At 71.5% G+C, this 17,054-nt stretch carries 16 protein-coding genes; 8 read left to right on the plus strand and 8 right to left on the minus strand.

Annotated features, from left to right (window positions below):
* Window positions 1-2: 2 nt before the first annotated feature.
* A complete protein-coding gene (locus tag ACFYMM_RS33660; RefSeq protein WP_388393661.1) occupies window positions 3-641 on the minus strand; it encodes a TetR/AcrR family transcriptional regulator in 639 nt (212 codons plus the stop codon).
* A gap of 92 nt (window positions 642-733) precedes the next feature.
* Between ACFYMM_RS33660 and ACFYMM_RS33665 the strand changes: the two genes are divergently transcribed.
* From ACFYMM_RS33665 to ACFYMM_RS33675, 3 genes are read left to right on the plus strand one after another with little or no spacing between them, the layout of a single operon-like run.
* On the plus strand, window positions 734-1,888 hold the full coding sequence (locus tag ACFYMM_RS33665; protein ID WP_388393800.1) for an acyl-CoA dehydrogenase family protein: 1,155 nt from the start codon (window positions 734-736) through the stop codon (window positions 1,886-1,888).
* Between the two features lie 60 nt (window positions 1,889-1,948).
* Complete coding sequence (locus ACFYMM_RS33670; protein WP_388393664.1) at window positions 1,949-2,257, plus strand: YiaA/YiaB family inner membrane protein; 309 nt, start codon at window positions 1,949-1,951, stop codon at window positions 2,255-2,257.
* A 60-nt stretch (window positions 2,258-2,317) separates the two neighbouring features.
* Window positions 2,318-2,941 (plus strand): TetR/AcrR family transcriptional regulator, encoded by a 624-nt coding sequence (locus tag ACFYMM_RS33675; RefSeq protein WP_388393666.1) that lies wholly within the window; start codon window positions 2,318-2,320, stop codon window positions 2,939-2,941.
* 21 nt (window positions 2,942-2,962) lie between these two features.
* Here ACFYMM_RS33675 and ACFYMM_RS33680 read toward each other — a convergent pair whose 3' ends face one another.
* Complete coding sequence (locus tag ACFYMM_RS33680) at window positions 2,963-3,424, minus strand: MaoC family dehydratase (protein WP_388393669.1); 462 nt, start codon at window positions 3,422-3,424, stop codon at window positions 2,963-2,965.
* 122 nt (window positions 3,425-3,546) lie between these two features.
* Between ACFYMM_RS33680 and soxR the strand changes: the two genes are divergently transcribed.
* Window positions 3,547-4,008, plus strand: a complete 462-nt coding sequence (soxR, locus tag ACFYMM_RS33685; protein ID WP_388393671.1) for a redox-sensitive transcriptional activator SoxR — start codon at window positions 3,547-3,549, stop codon at window positions 4,006-4,008.
* Window positions 4,009-4,050: 42 nt separating this feature from the next.
* Here soxR and ACFYMM_RS33690 read toward each other — a convergent pair whose 3' ends face one another.
* Both ACFYMM_RS33690 and ACFYMM_RS33695 read right to left on the minus strand, forming a co-directional pair.
* The gene (locus ACFYMM_RS33690; RefSeq protein ID WP_388393674.1) at window positions 4,051-5,118 is read right to left on the minus strand and encodes an RNA ligase (ATP); all 1,068 of its coding nucleotides are present in this window, start codon (window positions 5,116-5,118) and stop codon (window positions 4,051-4,053) included.
* A 178-nt stretch (window positions 5,119-5,296) separates the two neighbouring features.
* Entirely contained in the window at window positions 5,297-5,899 is a 603-nt protein-coding gene (locus tag ACFYMM_RS33695; protein WP_388393676.1) for a hypothetical protein, read from the minus strand.
* Window positions 5,900-6,156: 257 nt separating this feature from the next.
* Here ACFYMM_RS33695 and ACFYMM_RS33700 point away from each other — a divergent pair, with 257 nt between their 5' ends.
* Complete coding sequence (locus ACFYMM_RS33700) at window positions 6,157-8,943, plus strand: penicillin acylase family protein (RefSeq protein WP_388393679.1); 2,787 nt, start codon at window positions 6,157-6,159, stop codon at window positions 8,941-8,943.
* Between the two features lie 18 nt (window positions 8,944-8,961).
* On the opposite strand, the gene ACFYMM_RS33705 is transcribed toward ACFYMM_RS33700, so the two are convergent.
* Both ACFYMM_RS33705 and ACFYMM_RS33710 read right to left on the minus strand, forming a co-directional pair.
* The gene (locus tag ACFYMM_RS33705; RefSeq protein WP_388393681.1) at window positions 8,962-10,278 is read right to left on the minus strand and encodes a serine-threonine protein kinase; all 1,317 of its coding nucleotides are present in this window, start codon (window positions 10,276-10,278) and stop codon (window positions 8,962-8,964) included.
* 81 nt (window positions 10,279-10,359) lie between these two features.
* A complete protein-coding gene (locus ACFYMM_RS33710; protein WP_388393684.1) occupies window positions 10,360-11,592 on the minus strand; it encodes an exo-beta-N-acetylmuramidase NamZ domain-containing protein in 1,233 nt (410 codons plus the stop codon).
* Window positions 11,593-11,718: 126 nt separating this feature from the next.
* Between ACFYMM_RS33710 and ACFYMM_RS33715 the strand changes: the two genes are divergently transcribed.
* The 3 genes from ACFYMM_RS33715 to ACFYMM_RS33725 are packed head-to-tail and all read left to right on the plus strand — an operon-like array spanning window position 11,719 to window position 14,784.
* On the plus strand, window positions 11,719-12,501 hold the full coding sequence (locus ACFYMM_RS33715) for an SDR family oxidoreductase (protein ID WP_388393686.1): 783 nt from the start codon (window positions 11,719-11,721) through the stop codon (window positions 12,499-12,501).
* The gene (locus ACFYMM_RS33720; protein ID WP_388393689.1) at window positions 12,498-14,165 is read left to right on the plus strand and encodes a class I adenylate-forming enzyme family protein; all 1,668 of its coding nucleotides are present in this window, start codon (window positions 12,498-12,500) and stop codon (window positions 14,163-14,165) included. Before ACFYMM_RS33715 ends, ACFYMM_RS33720 begins: the two co-directional genes overlap by 4 nt.
* Window positions 14,166-14,190: 25 nt before the next feature.
* Window positions 14,191-14,784, plus strand: coding sequence for a TetR/AcrR family transcriptional regulator (locus tag ACFYMM_RS33725; protein WP_388393692.1), 594 nt, complete (start codon window positions 14,191-14,193; stop codon window positions 14,782-14,784).
* A gap of 13 nt (window positions 14,785-14,797) precedes the next feature.
* Here ACFYMM_RS33725 and ACFYMM_RS33730 read toward each other — a convergent pair whose 3' ends face one another.
* Both ACFYMM_RS33730 and ACFYMM_RS33735 read right to left on the minus strand, forming a co-directional pair.
* Complete coding sequence (locus tag ACFYMM_RS33730; RefSeq protein ID WP_388393694.1) at window positions 14,798-16,021, minus strand: acyl-CoA dehydrogenase family protein; 1,224 nt, start codon at window positions 16,019-16,021, stop codon at window positions 14,798-14,800.
* 6 nt (window positions 16,022-16,027) lie between these two features.
* On the minus strand, window positions 16,028-17,050 hold the full coding sequence (locus tag ACFYMM_RS33735; RefSeq protein ID WP_388393697.1) for a phosphotransferase family protein: 1,023 nt from the start codon (window positions 17,048-17,050) through the stop codon (window positions 16,028-16,030).
* Window positions 17,051-17,054 lie beyond the last annotated feature (4 nt).

Here is a 17,054-nt window from a genome sequence, read left to right on the forward strand (position 1 = left end):
GGTCAGAGGGCGCGCAGTGCCGCGTACTGCTGGGTCAGTCCGTCCAGCAGTGCCCTCAGGCCAGTCTCGAAGGCCCGTTCGTCGATCTTCTCCTGCCGCTCGGCGAGCAGGTGCGCCTGGCCGAGATGGGGGTAGTCGGCGGGGTCGTAGGCGCTCTGGTCGTCCACGAACCCGCCGGCGAAGGAGTCCAGCGCGGAACCCATGACGAAGTACCGCATCAGCGCCCCGATGGAGGTGGCCTGGGCCGGCGGCCAGCCCGCGTCGACCATCGCGCCGAAGACCGCGTCGGCGAGCCGCAGCGCGGCCGGGCGGCGGCCGGGGCCCCGGGCGAGGACCGGGACGATGTTCGGGTGGTCGCGCAGGGCGCCCCGGTAGGAGACCGCCCAGTCGTGCAGCGCGGTCCGCCATTCCCGCCCGTCCTCGAACATCGACAGGTCGACCTGGGCGCTCACCGAGTCCGCGACCGCCTCCAGGATCTCGTCCTTCGTGCGGAAGTGGTTGTACAGCGACGGCCCGCTGACTCCCAGCTCCGCGGCGAGCCGGCGCGTGGAGACGGCCGCCAGACCCTCCGCGTCCACGAGGGCCCGCGCGGTCTCGACGATCCGGTCGGTGCTGAGGAGGGGCTTGCGCGGTCGGGCCATGGCGCACATAGTAGGGCTGCGATCAGAAACTAGCAGCGCTAATTTAAAGGTACGGCTTTCAAGAACGACTTTCCAAGTGGGGTGATCCCGTGGTGAACCTGGGGCTCGGCGAGGAGCAGACGGCGGTCCGGCAGCTGGCCCGGGACTTCGTGGCCCGTGAGATCGCTCCGCACGCCGTCGCCTGGGACCGCGCCGAGGAGGTCGACCGGGGCATCGTGAAGAAGCTCGGCGACGTCGGTTTCCTTGGTCTGACCATCGACGAGGACTACGGCGGCTCGGGCGGCGACCACCTCGCGTACTGCCTGGTCACCGAGGAGCTGGGGCGCGGCGACTCCTCGGTGCGGGGCATCGTCTCCGTCTCCCTGGGCCTGGTGGCCAAGTCGGTCGCCGCCTGGGGGAGCGAGGAGCAGAAGCGGCGCTGGCTGCCGGGGCTCACCGCCGGCGAGTACGTCGGCTGCTTCGGCCTGACCGAGCCGGGCACCGGTTCCGACGCGGGCAGCCTCACCACCCGGGCCGTGCGCGGGAGCGGGGGAGACTTCGTCATCAACGGCTCCAAGATGTTCATCACCAACGGCACCTGGGCCGACGTCGTCCTGCTCTTCGCCCGCTCCACCGACGTCCCCGGCCACAAGGGCGTCTCCGCCTTCCTCGTGCCCGCCGACACCCCCGGTCTGACCCGGCGCGCCATCCACGGCAAGCTCGGTCTGCGCGGCCAGGCCACCGCCGAACTGGTCCTCCAGGACGTGCGGGTGCCCGCCTCGGCGCTGCTGGGCGAGGAGGGCAAGGGCTTCTCGGTGGCCATGTCGGCACTGGCCAAGGGGCGGATGTCGGTGGCCGCGGGATGCGTCGGCATCGCCCAGGCCGCCCTGGACGCGGCCGTGCGGCACGCCGGTGAGCGCGAGCAGTTCGGGAAGTCCATCGCCCACCACCAGCTGGTCCAGGAGCTGATCAGCGACATCGCCGTCGACGTGGACGCGGCCCGGCTGCTGACCTGGCGGGTCGCCGATCTCGTCGACCGCGGGCTGCCGTTCGCCGTCGAGTCCTCCAAGGCCAAGCTCTTCGCCTCCGAGGCCGCCGTGCGCGCCGCCAACAACGCCCTCCAGGTCTTCGGCGGCTACGGCTACATCGACGAGTACCCGGTCGGCAAACTCCTGCGCGACGCCCGCGTGATGACCCTCTACGAGGGCACCAGCCAGATACAGAAGCTCCTCATAGGGCGTGCGCTGACCGGGGTCTCGGCGTTCTGAGTATCCGGCTGAGTACTTCGGCGGATGTGGCGGCCGTCACGCCCGGCGATCCTGGTCGGCATGAGTGACACACCGGTCAAGCAGCAGAACACGGGCGCCTTCTACGGCCAGGCCGTCGCCTCCTTCGCGGTCGCCATGGCGGCCACCGCCATCGGGATCTACCAGCTGAGCGCCAGCGCCTGGGTGCGCGGTTTCCTCGGCATCGCCGTCCTCTACCTCGTCACCTCCGCCTTCACCCTCGCCAAGGTGATCCGGGACCGCCAGGAGGCCGGCCAGATCGTCAGCCGGGTCGACCAGGCCCGACTGGAGAAGCTGCTGGCCGAGCACGACCCCTTCGAGAAGCCGAGAAGCTCCGAGCGGGCACACTAAGCGACCGCTCAGCTTCAGCGGTATGGTGGAGCTCCTGTCACCGAGAGGGGCGAGCGAGCGATGAGTACGGCGGAGGAGACGACCGGCGGCGAGGTCGAGCCGTGGGACGAGGTCACCCCGGACGCGGCACGGCGGCTGCTCGTCGCCGCCGTGGAGGCCTTCGCCGAGCGCGGCTACCACGCGACGACGACCCGCGACATCGCGGGCCGCGCCGGGATGAGCCCGGCCGCGCTCTACATCCACTACAAGACCAAGGAAGAGCTGCTCCACCGCATCAGCCGGATCGGCCACGACCGGGCCCTCGACATCCTGCGCACGGCGGCCCGGCGCGAGGGCAGTGCCACCGAGCGGCTCGCCGACGCCGTCAGCTCCTTCGTCCGCTGGCACGCCGGCCGGCGTACCACCGCCCGGGTCGTGCAGTACGAACTCGACGCGCTCGGCCCGGACGCCCGCGCCGAGATCATCGCGCTGCGCCGCCAGGTCGACGCCGAGGTGCGCGGGATCATCGAGGAGGGCGTGGCCGCGGGCGAGTTCGACGTGCTCGACGTGCACGGCACCACGCTGGCCGTGCTGTCGCTCTGCATCGACGTGGCCCGCTGGTTCACCGTGAACGGCCCCCGCACCCCCGAGGAGGTCGGCGCGCTCTACGCCGACCTCGTGCTGCGGATGGTGGGAGCGAAGTAGCCGGTCCGGGCCCCGGGACCGTCAGAGGTAGTAGCGGGAGACCGACTCCGCGACGCAGGCCGGCTTCTGGCCGCCCTCGCGCTCCACGGTGAACGCGAGGGTCAGCTGGACGCCGTCCTTGACGTCCTCGACGGCGCTGATCGTCGCGGTGGCGCGCAGCCGGGAGCCGACCGGCACGGGGGAGGGGAAGCGGACCTTGTTCGTCCCGTAGTTGACGCCCATCTTGACGCCCTCGACCTGGATCAGCTGCGGGCCGAAGAGCGGCAGCAGCGACAGGGTCAGATACCCGTGCGCGATGGTCGTCCCGAACGGGCCGGCCGCCGCCTTGTGCGGGTCGACGTGGATCCACTGGTGGTCGCCGGTGGCCTCCGCGAAGAGATCGATCCGCTTCTGGTCGACCTCCAGCCAGTCGGTGTACCCCAGCTGCTCGCCCACGGCCGCCTTCAGCTCGTCGGGGGAGGTGAAGGTCCTCGGTGCTGCCATGTCCCGGCCTCTCGCTCGCATCGCGAAAACTCTAAGCAACTGCTTAGCATGGTCGGGAGCGGGGCCGATGTCAACGGACCGCGACGGCGGGCCGCGGGTGGGCGGTGGGTAGGCTCTGAGGGGTGCCCCAGATTCCGGAGAAGATCCACGAGCTGACCGTCGGCCAGTTGTCCGCGCGCAGCGGTGCCGCCGTCTCCGCCCTGCACTTCTACGAGGCCAAGGGCCTGATCACCAGCCGCCGCACCACCGGCAACCAGCGCCGCTACGGCCGGGACGCCCTGCGCCGCGTCGCCTTCGTCCGGGCCGCCCAGCGGGTCGGCATCCCGCTGGCCACGATCCGCGAGGCGCTCGCCCAGCTCCCCGAGGAACGCACCCCGACCCGTGAGGACTGGGCCCGTCTCTCGGAGACCTGGCGCTCCGAGCTCGACGAGCGCATCAAGCAGCTCAACCGGCTGCGCGACCACCTCACCGACTGCATCGGCTGCGGCTGTCTGTCCCTGGACACCTGCGTCCTGTCCAATCCGGACGACGTGTTCGGCGAACGCCGGGTGGGCTCGCGGCTGATGGTGGAGCGGGACGGCTGACCCGCGGCGGCTGCCACCTCGGCCGCCGCGGGCCGCCCCGCCTCACTCGTACTCGGTGCCGCCCTTGCGGGTCAGATACGCCGGACTGACCGCCTTGGCGATCGCCCGGCCCCCGGTCACCGGGCTGTACCGCTCCACGGCCGGCCGGATCACCACACCCTCCCGCAGATGCAGCTCCCGCCCCGACACGGTCTCCCGCCCGGACGCGAACTCCAGCACCCGCTCGATGTCGTACGGCCCCGCGTACACGCGCGGCACCAACGGCAGCTCCCCCTCCAGCAGTTCGGCCGCGTCCAGCCAGCGCACCGTCCCGTCGATCTCCGCCGACACGTCGAACACGGCGTAACCGAGCGTGTCCCGCCGGCCGTCCGCCCCGTACGCCAGATCCTGCACCCCGGCGCCGTACACCTCCCCGAAGACGCCGACCCGCCTGGCCCCGAGCCGCTTCGCCAGCCCGGCGGCCACCCGGGCCACGCCGTGCCCGCGCACCGCCCGCCAGTAGAGGTTCAGCGGATCCTCGGCCAGCGCGAGGGACTTGGCGCCGAAGCCCTTGGAGGACACGTACACCCGGTCCTCGTCGGCGGTGTAGGTCAGCAGGCACGCCGAACCGTGCAGCTTCTCGGTCAGCACGACCGGCTCGCCCGGGGTGAAGATGCCGGGATAGCGCTGGATGTTCTCGATGTCGACCCACGGCAGCAGCCCCGGCGCCGGCTCGACCTCGCCGTTCATGGTGGGCGGTATCGGCGGCACCCACTTGGTGATGCCCAGCCGCTCGGCGAAGTCGGTGCCCTCGGCGGCGGCCCGCGCCAGGTCGAGGTCCGCCAGCGCCCTCGGGCGGCACACGATGCCCTGGGACAGCTCGCCGCGCAGCCGCACCGCCTTGACCCGGTCGGCGTTGCCGCCCGCCAGCCGCCCGGTCAGTCCCAGCTCCTCGATCAGTCCGGCCGGCAGCACGGACTGCTCGGGGATGTACACGGCGGCCTCGCCGGTACGGTACGCCCCCTTGGCGACGACGGCCCGGTACAGGCCCACCTGGGCCAGTTCCAGCGCGTCGGCGTTCGGATGCTCGTGGACGGTCAGCACTTCGGCGGTGACGCGCAGCGTCGACATGGGACTCCTCGTTCCGGGCCGCTCAGTTCGGCTTCATCGCCTCCCACTGTGCGGACGGGAAAGGAGTGGAGCGAGCGAATTACGGCCCGCTAGGGCCCCTTCAGCGGCCACGACGCCACGGCACGGCACGAGCAGGGGGTGCGGCATCCCCGGCGCACCCCCCGGGTTCCGTCGGCGCTCAGGCCGACATCAGCAGCCGGCCGCGCCTGGCGTAGGCCAGTGCCTCCGGTGTGAGCACGGGGCGCGGTACCAGGATCCCGCAGTCCACGCAGACCGGACCGGACGACGGTTCGTGGTCCAGGTCGTACTTCCACAGGAGGCGCTCCCCGTCGCACACCGGGCAGGTCGAGCCCGGCTCGCGCTCCAGGGCGGCGATCAGCCGTCGCAGCACCTCGGCCAGTGGTTCGTCGGGGTGGACACGGGGGTCGTCGCACCAGGCCACGCCGAAACCGCCCCAGGTCAGCCGGTGCCAGTCGTCGACGCTGCCCGGACGGCGCAGCCCGTCGTGCTTCTCCTTCCTGCGGCGCTCGGCGAACTCGACCTCATAGGCCAGCCAGACCACCCGGGCCGCCTCCAGCTCCTCCAACGCGGCCACGAGCCGCGCCGGTTCGGGAGAGCGGTCCTCGGGACCGAACCCGGCCCGGGAGCACAGGTGGTCCCAGGTCGCCCTGTGCCCGTAGGGGGCGAACCGCTCAAGGCACTTGCGCAGTGAGTACCGCCGCAGCGCCAGATCGCACCGCGGGTCGCGCACCTGTCTCGCCAGACTCCGGAAACCGGCCATCGCCCTGCACCTCCGTCACACCTGCATCTGTACTTCGGTCACTTCGGCGTCGTCGTACGGGCTGTGCCCGACGTCGCCGAATAGACGTGTCGACACACGATTCGGCTCCATCCGATTTCCGATGCCCTCCCATAAGGCACCCCGGGTTGACCGAACGGCTCCGACTCCATCGACTCCAAAAAGTGACGCATGTTCATCTTCAATCTCGGGGATACCGGCGGTAACGTCCGGCCCCACCCCCGTCATCAGGAGCAGCCATGCCACGGCGCACCCCACATCACGACTTGTTCGACAAACTGAGAACTCCCAGCAGGCTCACCGGGTTCCTGAAGACGGCATCCGTATGCGTACTGATTGCCGGGCTGCTCTCGCCGCTGGCCCAGACGGCCGCCGTCGCGGCCACGGCCTCCAACGACTACTGCGGCGGCCAGTGTTCCGACGTCCTGCCGCCCGGCGAGAACGGCAACGCCACCCTCGCGCAGATCCTGCTCAACCAGGCCTTCGGCACCCAGCCGGACCACGCCGAGGACCAGCTCGGCCTCTACTCCGGCCTGGCCAAGGGCTACTCGACGCTCACCGACGCGAAGATCAACACCTTCTTCAACGACGCGTCCTTCGGGGTCGCCTCCGACCAGGTCGCCTCCACCGAGAAGCCGGCCGGCCGCACCGACGTCACCATCGTCCGCGACAAGAAGGCCGGTGTGCCGCACATCACCGGCACCACCAGGTACGGCACCGAGTTCGGCGCCGGCTACGCGGCGGCCGAGGACCGGCTGTGGCTGATGGACGTCTTCCGGCACGTCGGACGCGGCCAGCTGACCACCTTCGCGGGCGGTGCGGCCGCCAACCAGGGCCTTGAGCAGGAGTTCTACCGGAACGCTCCCTACACCGAGGCCGACCTGCAGGCGCAGATCGACAATGCCGTGGCCAAGAACGGCGCCCGGGGCCAGCAGGCCCTCGCCGACGCCGACGCCTACCTCGACGGCATCAACTCCTACATAGACGCCTCCGACAGCGGTCGTTACTTCCCCGGTGAGTACGTGCTGACCGGGCACAAGGACTCAATCACCAACGCCGGCACCATCGACCACTTCAAGATCACCGACCTGGTGGCGCTGGCCTCCGTGATCGGCACGCTGTTCGGCTCCGGCGGCGGCGGCGAGGTCAACAACGCGATCTCCCTGATCGACGCCCAGGCCAAGTACGGCGTGGAGCAGGGCACCAAGGTCTGGGAGGCCTTCCGCGAGCGCAACGACCCCGAGGCCGTCCTCACCGTCCACAACGGCGAGAGCTTCCCGTACGCCGCCAAGCCGGCCGACGCCCAGGGCGAGGCGCTGCCCGACGCGGGCTCGGTGACCCAGGAACCGCTGGTCTACGACCGCACCGGCAGCGCGGCCACCGCCGGCGCCACCGGCGCCTCCGCGACGGCGGCGAAGGCGACGCTCAGCTCCGCGAAGCGGGGCATGTCCAACGCCCTGGTGGTCAGCGGCAAGTACACCGCCAGCGGGCATCCGATCGCCGTCTTCGGACCGCAGACCGGCTACTTCGCCCCGCAGCTCCTCATGCTCCAGGAGATCCAGGGCCCCGGGATCAGCGCCCGCGGCGCCTCCTTCGCGGGCCTGAGCATGTACGTCGAACTCGGCCGCGGCCAGGACTACTCCTGGAGCGCGACCACCTCCGGCCAGGACATCATCGACACCTACGCCGTCGAACTGTGCCAGGACGACTACCACTACCTGTACCACGGCACCTGCACGGCCATGGACAAGGTCGAGCAGGCCAACGCCTGGAAGCCGACCACGGCCGACGGCACGGCGGCGGGCTCGTACACGATGCGGGTCTGGCGCACCAAGTACGGTCCGGTCGAGTACCGGGCCACCGTCGGCGGCAAGAAGGTCGCCTACACCACGCTGCGCTCCTCGTACCTGCACGAGGCCGACTCGATCATCGGCTTCCAGATGCTGAACGACCCCGGCTACATCAAGGGCCCGCAGGACTTCCAGAGCGCGGCGCAGCACATCAACTACACCTTCAACTGGTTCTACGCCGACTCCCAGCACACCGCCTACTACAACAGCGGCGACAACCCGGTGCGGGCCAGCGGCGTCGACGCCGAGTTCCCGGTGTGGGCGCAGGCGGCCTACGAGTGGCGCAACTGGGACCCGGCCACCAACACGGCCGACTACACCCCGGCCTCCGCCCACCCGAACTCGATCGACCAGGACTACTACATCTCCTGGAACAACAAGCAGGCCAAGAACTACACCACCGCCTCCTGGGGCGACGGCTCGGTGCACCGCGGCAACCTGCTGGAGGACCGGGTGAAGAAGCTGGTCGCGGCCGGCGGTGTGACCCGGTCCGCGCTGGTCAAGGCGATGGCGGACGCGGCCCTGACCGACCTGCGCGCCGAGGACGTGCTGCCGGAGCTGCTGCAGGTGATCAACTCCTCCACGGTGACCGACTCCACGGCCGCCGCCGCGGTGAGCAAGCTCCAGGCGTGGGTGACCGCGGGCGGCAAGCGCACGGAAACCTCGGCCGGCTCGAAGACGTACGCCGACGCCGACGCCATCCGGATCCTGGACGCCTGGTGGCCGCTGCTGGTGAAGGCCGAGTTCGAACCCGGCCTGGGCAGCGACCTGTACACCGCCTTCACCGGCAACCTGTCCATCGACGAGGCCCCCTCGGCCGGCCACGGCCCGACCGGCTCGCACGCCGGAAGCTCCTTCCAGTACGGCTGGTGGAGCTATGTCGACAAGGACATCCGGGCGGTCCTCGGTGAGTCCGTGCAGGGCGGCCTCGGCCAGACCTACTGCGGTGGCGGCAGCCTCGGCTCCTGCCGGGACATCCTCCTCAGCACGCTGAAGCAGGCGGCCGGGCTGACCGCCGCCCAGGTCTACCCCGGCGACGACCAGTGCTCGGCGGGCGACCAGTGGTGCGCCGACTCGATCGTCCAGCGCACCCTGGGCGGCATCAAGCACGGCAAGATCAGCTGGCAGAACCGGCCGACCTTCCAGCAGGTGGTGGAGTACACCTCGCACCGCTGACGCCGCAGCGGCGGCGGGTCACGCGATACGGCCCGCCGCCAGCACCAGCCGCGCCAATTCCGGGTGCACGATGTCGCTGTGCGCCCCGGCCGGCGGGCCCCCGCGCCGGACGACCGCCGCCGCGTCGACGTTCACACAGCCCGACGCCGGCAGCGGTCCGCGCAGCGCCCCGTCCAGATCCAGCCCGCGGGTGCCGGGCACGCCCTGCACCCCGTCGTGGCCCATCGCCCCCCATCGGGTGCCCAGCACCCCCGAGAGGTCGATGCCCGCGAAGGACCGGTCGTCGTCCGCCATCCGCGAGGCCAGCGGATACAGGTCGCCGAGCGCCTGGTCGAAGTGCGAGTAGCAGCACACGATCGGGCCGTCGACGCGGTCCTGCCGGCCCCGCAGGGCGCCCGTCGCGTCCGCGTCCTGGGGCAGCCGGGCCGCGAACGCGTAGTGCGAGAAGGCCCCCTGGAGCAGCGTCACCGACTTCACCGCGCGCACCCCGTCCGGCAGCCCGCGCAGGGCGAACGCCACCAGCCGCCCGCCGAAGCTGTGCCCGACCAGGTGCACCCGAACCTGGGGCGCGGCCTGCGCCAACCGGCCGATCACGGGTCCGAGTCCCCGCTCGCCGACCGTGCCCGCCCGCCGCTTCATCGCGTAGTACGTCGCCTGGCGCAGGAGTTCCTTGGCGCCGTTCCACGGGTTGGGCAGGGTGAACCCCTCCGACGCGCCCGAGGGTCCGAGCCCGGCCAGCGCCTGCGCGAAGGCATCACAGGCCGCCGCCGTGTCCCCGGCCAGCAGCGCGGGGCTCCCCTCCTCCGTCGAGGTGTCCGCCGCGCACGGCGGCCGGGAACCGTCCGGTGTCCGCGCCACCAGCACCCGCACCAGCCCGCCGAACTCCTCCAGGCCGGCCGGGCCGGCGGGCTGCTCGTCCAGCAGCCGGCCGAGCCGGTCGACCACCGTGGCCCGGCCGGGGAAGGTCTCCAGCAGTGCGCGCCGGGTGTCCTTGTCCAGCGCCGAGGGCGGTGCCGCCGCCGCCTCCACGGCGGCAACCGACCTCGGGAAGTCCGGGATCGGCTCGTCGCAGAAGCGCATCGACGGCCAGATCACCCCGACGTACCCGATCCGTGCCGCCGGCGCGAGCCGGGGGACCGGGGCGTAGAACTGTCGGTAGAGGGCGGTGGCGCCCGAACGGTCGTTGTTCCAGCCGTGCGCGAAGACGAGCAGGTCGTGCACGCCCGCGGCGGTGACCTCCGCCATCAGCCGGTCCCGCTCCGGGGGATCCACGTCCCCGTCCGCGTCGAAGGTCAGCTCCCAGTAGGGAGTCACGCTCATCCCAGGATCCGCCATACCAGGCTCCCTCGTCCCCCGAAACGGTGCGATGTGGACGCATCGTCCCGCCGCCGGCCGAGGTTGGCCATACACCGCGTCTCACCGGTAGAGGAGATATTCCTTTCGAATCCGCCGGAACGCCGCCAGCTCCGACTGCCAGGCCCCGACCACCTCGTCCGGGCCGGCACCGGCGTCGATCATCGTGCGGACCCGGTCCGAGCCGGTGAGCTTGTCGATCCAGTCGTCCGGGCGCCAGCCGAAGCCGCTCCAGACCCGCTTGGCGGTCACCAGCAGCGCGATCCCGGTGCGTACGGGGTCGTAGACGGTCCGGTCGCGCACATGGATCTGCACACCCCCGACGGTCTTCCCCTGGAACTTGGAGAAGGTGGGCGCGAAGTACGCCTCCCTGAACCGCACGCCCGGCAGGCCCAGTTCGTTGGCGGCCGCCGCCCACCGTCCGTCGACGCCCTCGGCGCCCAGCAGTTCGAAGGGCCGGGTGGTGCCGCGCCCCTCCGACAGGTTCGTGCCCTCGAACAGGCAGGTTCCCGAGTACACCAGCGCGGTGTCGGGCGTCGGCATGTTCGGGCTCGGCGGCACCCAGGGCAGATCGTGGGCGTCGTAGAACTCCGACCGCCGCCAGCCCGACATCGGTACGGTCTCCGGCGCGACCCGGCCGCCCAGGAACTCCCCGTCGAACAGCCGGGCGAGCTCGGCCACCGTCATCCCGTGCGCCTGGGCGATGGGCTGCCGCCCGACGAAGGTGGCGAACTCCTTGTGCAGGACGGGCCCCCGGGCCGACCGGCCGGTCACCGGGTTGGGCCGGTCCAGCACGACGAACCGCTTGCCCGCCAGCCACGCCGCCTCCATGCAGTCGTACAGGGTCCAGATGTAGGTGTAGAAGCGCGCGCCCACGTCCTGGATGTCGAAGACGACGGTGTCCACGCCGGAGGCGGTGAAGACGTCGGCCAGCGGCTGCCCGTTCTTGAGGTAGGTGTCGTAGACCGGCAGACCGGTCGCGGGGTCGGCGTAGCGGCCCTCCGAGCCGCCCGCCTGCGCGGTGCCCCGGAAGCCGTGTTCCGGTCCGAAGACCGCCGTCACACGGACGCGCGGGTCGGCGTGCATCACGTCGACGATGTGCAGGGCGTCGGCGGTGACGCCGGTCGGATTGGTGACGATTCCCACCCGCTCGCCGCTGAGCAGGGTGTATCCGTCGGCCGCGAGTCTGTCGAACCCGGTGCGCAGGCCGTGGGCGGGGGCCGCGGCGGCGGGTGCCGCCGGCAGTGAGGCCGTCGCGGCCCCCGCCGCCAGCAGGGCCCTTCTGGACAGGTGCATGGGGGTGACCTCCGTGGGGGTGGAAGGCGCGGGCTCCCAGGGTGTGACAGCCGCCCTTCCTTTTGTACATACCGACTGGTTAGTCTGGCGTCGCAGAGCCGAGTCGCACCGTGTCGAAGGAGACCGATGGTGGAAGCCGTGCAGGATGCGGGAGTGGTCGTCACCGGGGCGGGGGGCGGGATCGGTGCCGCGCTGGCCCGCCGGTTCGCGGCCGAGGGCGCCCGGGTGGTCGTCAACGACCTGGACGCCGGCAAGGCCGAGGCGGTGGCGGAGGAGATCGGCGGGATCGCCGTACCGGGTGACGCCTCCGCGATCGTCGGCGACGCACGCGACGCGCTCGGCGGCACCGTGGACGTGTACTGCGCCAACGCGGGCGTCGCCTTCGAGGACGGCGGTCTCGGCTCTGTCGGCGGGGTGCTCGACGAGAAGTCCTGGGCGGTGTCCTGGGACGTCAACCTCATGGCCCACGTCCGCGCGGCCCACGAACTGCTCCCCGACTGGCTGGAGCGGGGCACCGGCCGCTTCGTCTCCACCGTGTCCGCCGCCGGACTGCTGACCATGATCGGCGCTCCGTCCTACGCCGTCACCAAGCACGGCGCCTACGCCTTCGCCGAGTGGCTGTCGCTGACCTACCGCCACCGGGGCCTGAAGGTGCACGCGATCTGTCCGCAGGGCGTGCGCACCGACATGCTGGCCGCCACCGGCAGCGCGGGCGACCTCGTGCTCCAGCCGACCGCGATCGCCCCCGAGGAGGTCGCGGACGCCCTGTTCAAGGGCATCGCGGAGGACCGCTTCCTGATCCTGCCGCACCCCGAGGTCGCCGGGTACTACACCGCCCGGGCCGGCCACCCCGACCGCTGGCTGACCAGCATGAACCACCTGCAGCAGAAGTGGGAGGCGGCGAGGTGACCGAGTCCCGTTACGCGGCCCGGCCCTGGCTGGCCCTCCTCAACGAAGCGCAGCGCGGCCCGGTCGACCCGGCCGACTCCCTGGTGCACGCCCTGCGCCGCGCGGTCGCCGAGGCACCGGAGCGCACCTTCCTCACCTACTTCGACGCCCGCCTGAGCTACCGCGAGGTCGACGAGCTGAGCGACTCCGTCGCCGCCCACCTCGCCGGACGCGGGCTGGAGCGGGGCGACCGGGTCGCCGTCCTGCTGCAGAACTCCCCGCACTTCGTGCTGGCCCTGCTCGGCGCCTGGAAGGCCGGCGCGACCGTCGTCCCCGTCAACCCCATGTACAAGTCGGCCGAGGTCGCCCACGTCCTGCGGGACGGCGAGGTCGCCGCGCTGATCTGCTCCGACCGGGCCTGGGAGTCGTACCTGCGCGACACGGCCGCCGGCTCCCCGGTGCGGATCGTGCTCACCGGCTGCGAGCTGGACTTCCAGACCCGCCACGACGCGCGCGTGCTGACCTTCGAGCGGCTGCCCCCGGCCGCCGACGCCGACGACCTGGTGGCCGTCGCCCGGCAGGGCGGCAAGGGCCCCGAGGGCCGCGACCCGGCCCCCGCCGACATCGCGCTGATCAGCTACACCTCGGGCACCAGCGGCACCCCCAAGGGCGCCACCAACACCCACGGCAACATCATGTACAACGCCGAGCGACAGCGGACCGGACTGGCCCTGCCCGAGGCGCCCGTCTACTACGCCATGGCACCGCTGTTCCACATCACCGGCATGGTCTGCCAGCTCGGCGCCTGCCTCGTCAGCGCGGGCACCCTGGTGCTCACCTACCGGTTCGAACCGGGCGTCGTGCTGGACGCGTTCGCCGAACACCGCCCGCACTACACCGTCGGCCCGTCCACCGCCTTCATGGCGCTGGCCGCCCAGCCGGACGCCACCCCCGGCCACTTCTCCTCCTTCGTCAACATCTCCTCCGGCGGCGCCCCCGTGCCGCCCGCCCTGGTGGAGAAGTTCCGCGCGGGCTTCGGGCCGTACATCCGCAACGGCTACGGCCTGACCGAGTGCACCGCCCCCTGCGCCTCCGTCCCGCCCGGCCTGGAAGCGCCCGTGGACCCCGGCTCCGGCACGCTGGCGGTCGGCCTGCCCGGCCCCGACACGATCGTCCGCATCGTCGACGACCAGGGCGCCGAGGTCCCCTTCGGCGAACAGGGCGAGATCGTCGTACGCGGCCCCCAGGTGGTCCCCGGCTACTGGCGGCGCCCCGAGGCCACCGCCGAGACCTTCCCGGACGGCGAGCTGCGCACCGGCGACATCGGCTTCATGGACGAACAGGGCTGGCTCTACGTCGTCGACCGCAAGAAGGACATGATCAACGCCTCCGGCTTCAAGGTGTGGCCGCGCGAGGTCGAGGACGTCCTCTACACCCATCCGGCGGTGCGCGAGGCGGCCGTCGTCGGCGTCCCGGACGGCTACCGGGGCGAGACCGTCAAGGCGTACATCAGCCTGCGTCCCGGCGCCGACACGGACCCCGGTACGCTCGCCGCCTACTGCAAGGAGAGACTGGCCGCCTACAAATACCCGCGACAGGTGGAGATCCTGCCCGACCTGCCCAAGACGGCAAGTGGGAAGATCCTCCGTCGGGAACTTCGCTCCCGCGCGCAAGACAGCCAGTAGAACGAACGAAAGGCAGGTGGCGGCAGTGCCCAGGACCACGGACGGAGACGGTACGCCCGTCCCGCAGCGGCTGCTGGCCGCCGCCACCCGGCTCTTCGCCGAGCAGGGCTACGACCGCACGTCGGTACAGGAGATCGTCGAGGCGGCGGGCGTCACCAAGGGGGCGCTGTACCACTACTTCGGCTCCAAGGACGACCTGCTGCACGAGGTGTACGCGCGCGTGCTGCGCGTCCAGCAGGAGCGCCTCGACGCGTTCGCGAACGCGGACGAGCCCATCGAGAAGCGGCTCAGAGGCGCGGCGGCCGACGTCGTGGTGACCACCATCGAGAACCTCGACGACGCGATGATCTTCTTCCGCTCCATGCACCATCTGAGCCCGGAGAAGAACAAGCAGGTGCGCGCGGAGCGCCGGCGCTACCACGAGCGCTTCCGCGCGCTGATCGAGGAGGGACAGCAGGCGGGTGTCTTCTCCACGGCGACACCGGCCGACCTGGTGGTGGACTACCACTTCGGATCGGTCCACCACCTGTCGACCTGGTACCGCCCCGAGGGCCCGCTCACCCCGCAGGAGGTCGCCGACCAGCTGGCCGACCTGCTCCTGCGGGCCCTGCGTCCCTAGGCTCTTCGGCCCCTCAGAGGTACTTCTTCAGCTCCCGTCGCGCCAGCGACCGCTGGTGCACCTCGTCCGGACCGTCCGCGATCATCAGCGTACGGGCGCTCGCGTACAGCTCGGCCAGCGGGAAGTCCTGGCTGACGCCGCCAGCGCCGTACAGCTGGATCGCCCGGTCGATGATGTCGACGACCGCCCTGGGCGTGGCGATCTTGATGGCCTGGATCTCGGTGTGGGCGCCCCGGTTGCCGACGGTGTCCATCAGCCAGGCCGTCTTCAGCACCAGCAGCCGCAGCTGCTCCACGGTCACCCGGGCGTCCGCGATCCAGTTGTGGACGACGCCCTGCTGGGCCAGCGCCTTGCCGAAGGCCGTACGGGACACCGCCCGGCGGCACATCAGCTCGATGGCCCGCTCGGCCATGCCGATCAGCCGCATGCAGTGGTGGATGCGGCCGGGACCGAGCCGGGCCTGGGCGATGGCGAAGCCGCCGCCCTCCTCGCCGACCAGGTTCGCCGCCGGCACGCGCGCGTGGTCGAAGACCACCTCGGCGTGGCCGCCGTGCGAGTGGTCCTCGTAGCCGAACACCCGCATGGCGCGCTTCACGGTGACGCCCGGGGTGTCGCGCGGGACCAGCACCATCGACTGCTGGCGGCGGATGTCCGGCCCGTCCGGGTCGGTCTTGCCCATCACGATGAAGATCTTGCAGTCAGGGTTCATCGCCCCGGAGATGTACCACTTGCGCCCGGTCACGACGTACTCGTCGGTGCCGTCGGAGGCCCGCTCGATGAGCGTGGTGATGTTGGTGGCGTCGGAGGAGGCCACCTCCGGCTCGGTCATCGCGAAAGCCGAGCGGATCTCACCGGCCAGCAGCGGCTCCAGCCACTGCTTGCGCTGCTGCTCGTTCCCGAACTGCGCCAGCACCTCCATGTTCCCGGTGTCGGGCGCGGCGCAGTTCAGCGCGGTGGGCGCGAGATGCGGGGAGCGGCCGGTGATCTCGGCCAGCGGCGCGTACTGGAGGTTGGTGAGCCCCGCGCCGTACTCGGCGTCCGGCAGGAAGAGGTTCCACAGGCCCTGGCGGCGCGCCTCGGCCTTCAGCTCCTCGACCACGGCCGGGGTCTCCCACGGCGAGGCCAGAGCGGCCCGCTGCTCCTCGGCGACCGGCTCGGCCGGGTAGACGTACTCGTCCATGAAGGCGAGGAGCCTGGCACGCAGCTCCTCCGTGCGCGCGTCGAACGCGAAGTCCATCTCGGGTCAGCCTTCCTGAAGAGTGGTCAGTCCGTGGTCGATGAAGACGGGCACCAGGTCGCCGATGCGGTCGAAGCCGCGTCCGACCGTCTGGCCGAGCGTGTACCGGTAGTGGATGCCCTCCAGGATCACGGCGAGCTTGAACCAGGCGAAGGCCGTGTACCAGGAGACGGCCGACACGTCCCGCCCCGACCGGGCGGCGTACCGCTCGATCAGCTCGGCCGGGTCCGGGTGGCCGGGGGCCTCGGCCGTGGTCGACACCGGGGAGTCGGCCATGCCCAGCGGACGGCTGTACATCACCAGCAGACCCAGGTCGGTGAGCGGATCGCCGAGCGTCGACATCTCCCAGTCGAGGATCGCCTCGATCCGGTCGTCCGCGCCGATCAGGACGTTGTCGAGGCGGTAGTCGCCGTGCACGACGGTGGCGGCGGGGGAGACGGGCAGCCGGCGTCCGAGGGTGGCGTGCAGTTCGTCGATGCCGGCCAGCTCGCGGTTGCGGGAGGCGTCCAGCTGCTTGCCCCAGCGGCGCAGCTGACGGTCCAGGAAGCCCTCGGGCCGCCCGAAGTCCGCCAGGCCCACGGCGGCCGGGTCCACGGCGTGCAGCTCGACGAGCGTGTCGACGAGGGACAGCACCGCCGCACGGGTGCGCTCCGGGCCGAGCGGGGCGAGCTGGTCGGCCGTGCGGTACGGGGTGCCGTCCACGAACTCCATGATGTAGAACGGCGCCCCGAGCACCTCCTCGTCCTCGCACAGCAGCACCGGGCGGGGCACCGGCACGCTCGTCGGGTGCAGTGCGCTGATCACCCGGTGCTCGCGCCTCATGTCGTGGGCGGTGGCCAGGACATGGCCGAGCGGTGGCCGCCGTACGACCCACTTGGACGTACCGTCGGAGAGCGCGTAGGTGAGGTTCGACCGTCCGCCCTCGATCAGCCGGCCGGTGAGGGGGCCGCTGACCAGGCCGGGCCGCTCCCGGTCGAGCAGGCCGCGCAGCCGGTCGAGATCGAGTCCGGGCGGGTGGTCGGGGCTCATGCGT

Source organism: Streptomyces sp. NPDC006739 (assembly GCF_042869815.1).
Taxonomy (GTDB): Bacteria; Actinomycetota; Actinomycetes; order Streptomycetales; family Streptomycetaceae; genus Streptomyces.

Bases quoted from the DNA above. Each gene is read 5' to 3' on its own strand.
- ACFYMM_RS33660 (WP_388393661.1), bottom strand. From the start codon at position 641: ATGGCCCGACCGCGCAAGCCCCTCCTCAGCACCGACCGGATCGTCGAG.
- ACFYMM_RS33670 (WP_388393664.1), top strand. From the start codon at position 1,949: ATGAGTGACACACCGGTCAAGCAGCAGAACACGGGCGCCTTCTACGGC.
- ACFYMM_RS33675 (WP_388393666.1), top strand. From the start codon at position 2,318: ATGAGTACGGCGGAGGAGACGACCGGCGGCGAGGTCGAGCCGTGGGAC.
- ACFYMM_RS33680 (WP_388393669.1), bottom strand. From the start codon at position 3,424: ATGGCAGCACCGAGGACCTTCACCTCCCCCGACGAGCTGAAGGCGGCC.
- ACFYMM_RS33690 (WP_388393674.1), bottom strand. From the start codon at position 5,118: ATGTCGACGCTGCGCGTCACCGCCGAAGTGCTGACCGTCCACGAGCAT.
- ACFYMM_RS33695 (WP_388393676.1), bottom strand. From the start codon at position 5,899: ATGGCCGGTTTCCGGAGTCTGGCGAGACAGGTGCGCGACCCGCGGTGC.
- ACFYMM_RS33700 (WP_388393679.1), top strand. From the start codon at position 6,157: ATGCCACGGCGCACCCCACATCACGACTTGTTCGACAAACTGAGAACT.
- ACFYMM_RS33705 (WP_388393681.1), bottom strand. From the start codon at position 10,278: ATGGCGGATCCTGGGATGAGCGTGACTCCCTACTGGGAGCTGACCTTC.
- ACFYMM_RS33710 (WP_388393684.1), bottom strand. From the start codon at position 11,592: ATGCACCTGTCCAGAAGGGCCCTGCTGGCGGCGGGGGCCGCGACGGCC.
- ACFYMM_RS33715 (WP_388393686.1), top strand. From the start codon at position 11,719: ATGGTGGAAGCCGTGCAGGATGCGGGAGTGGTCGTCACCGGGGCGGGG.
- ACFYMM_RS33730 (WP_388393694.1), bottom strand. From the start codon at position 16,021: ATGGACTTCGCGTTCGACGCGCGCACGGAGGAGCTGCGTGCCAGGCTC.
- ACFYMM_RS33735 (WP_388393697.1), bottom strand. From the start codon at position 17,050: ATGAGCCCCGACCACCCGCCCGGACTCGATCTCGACCGGCTGCGCGGC.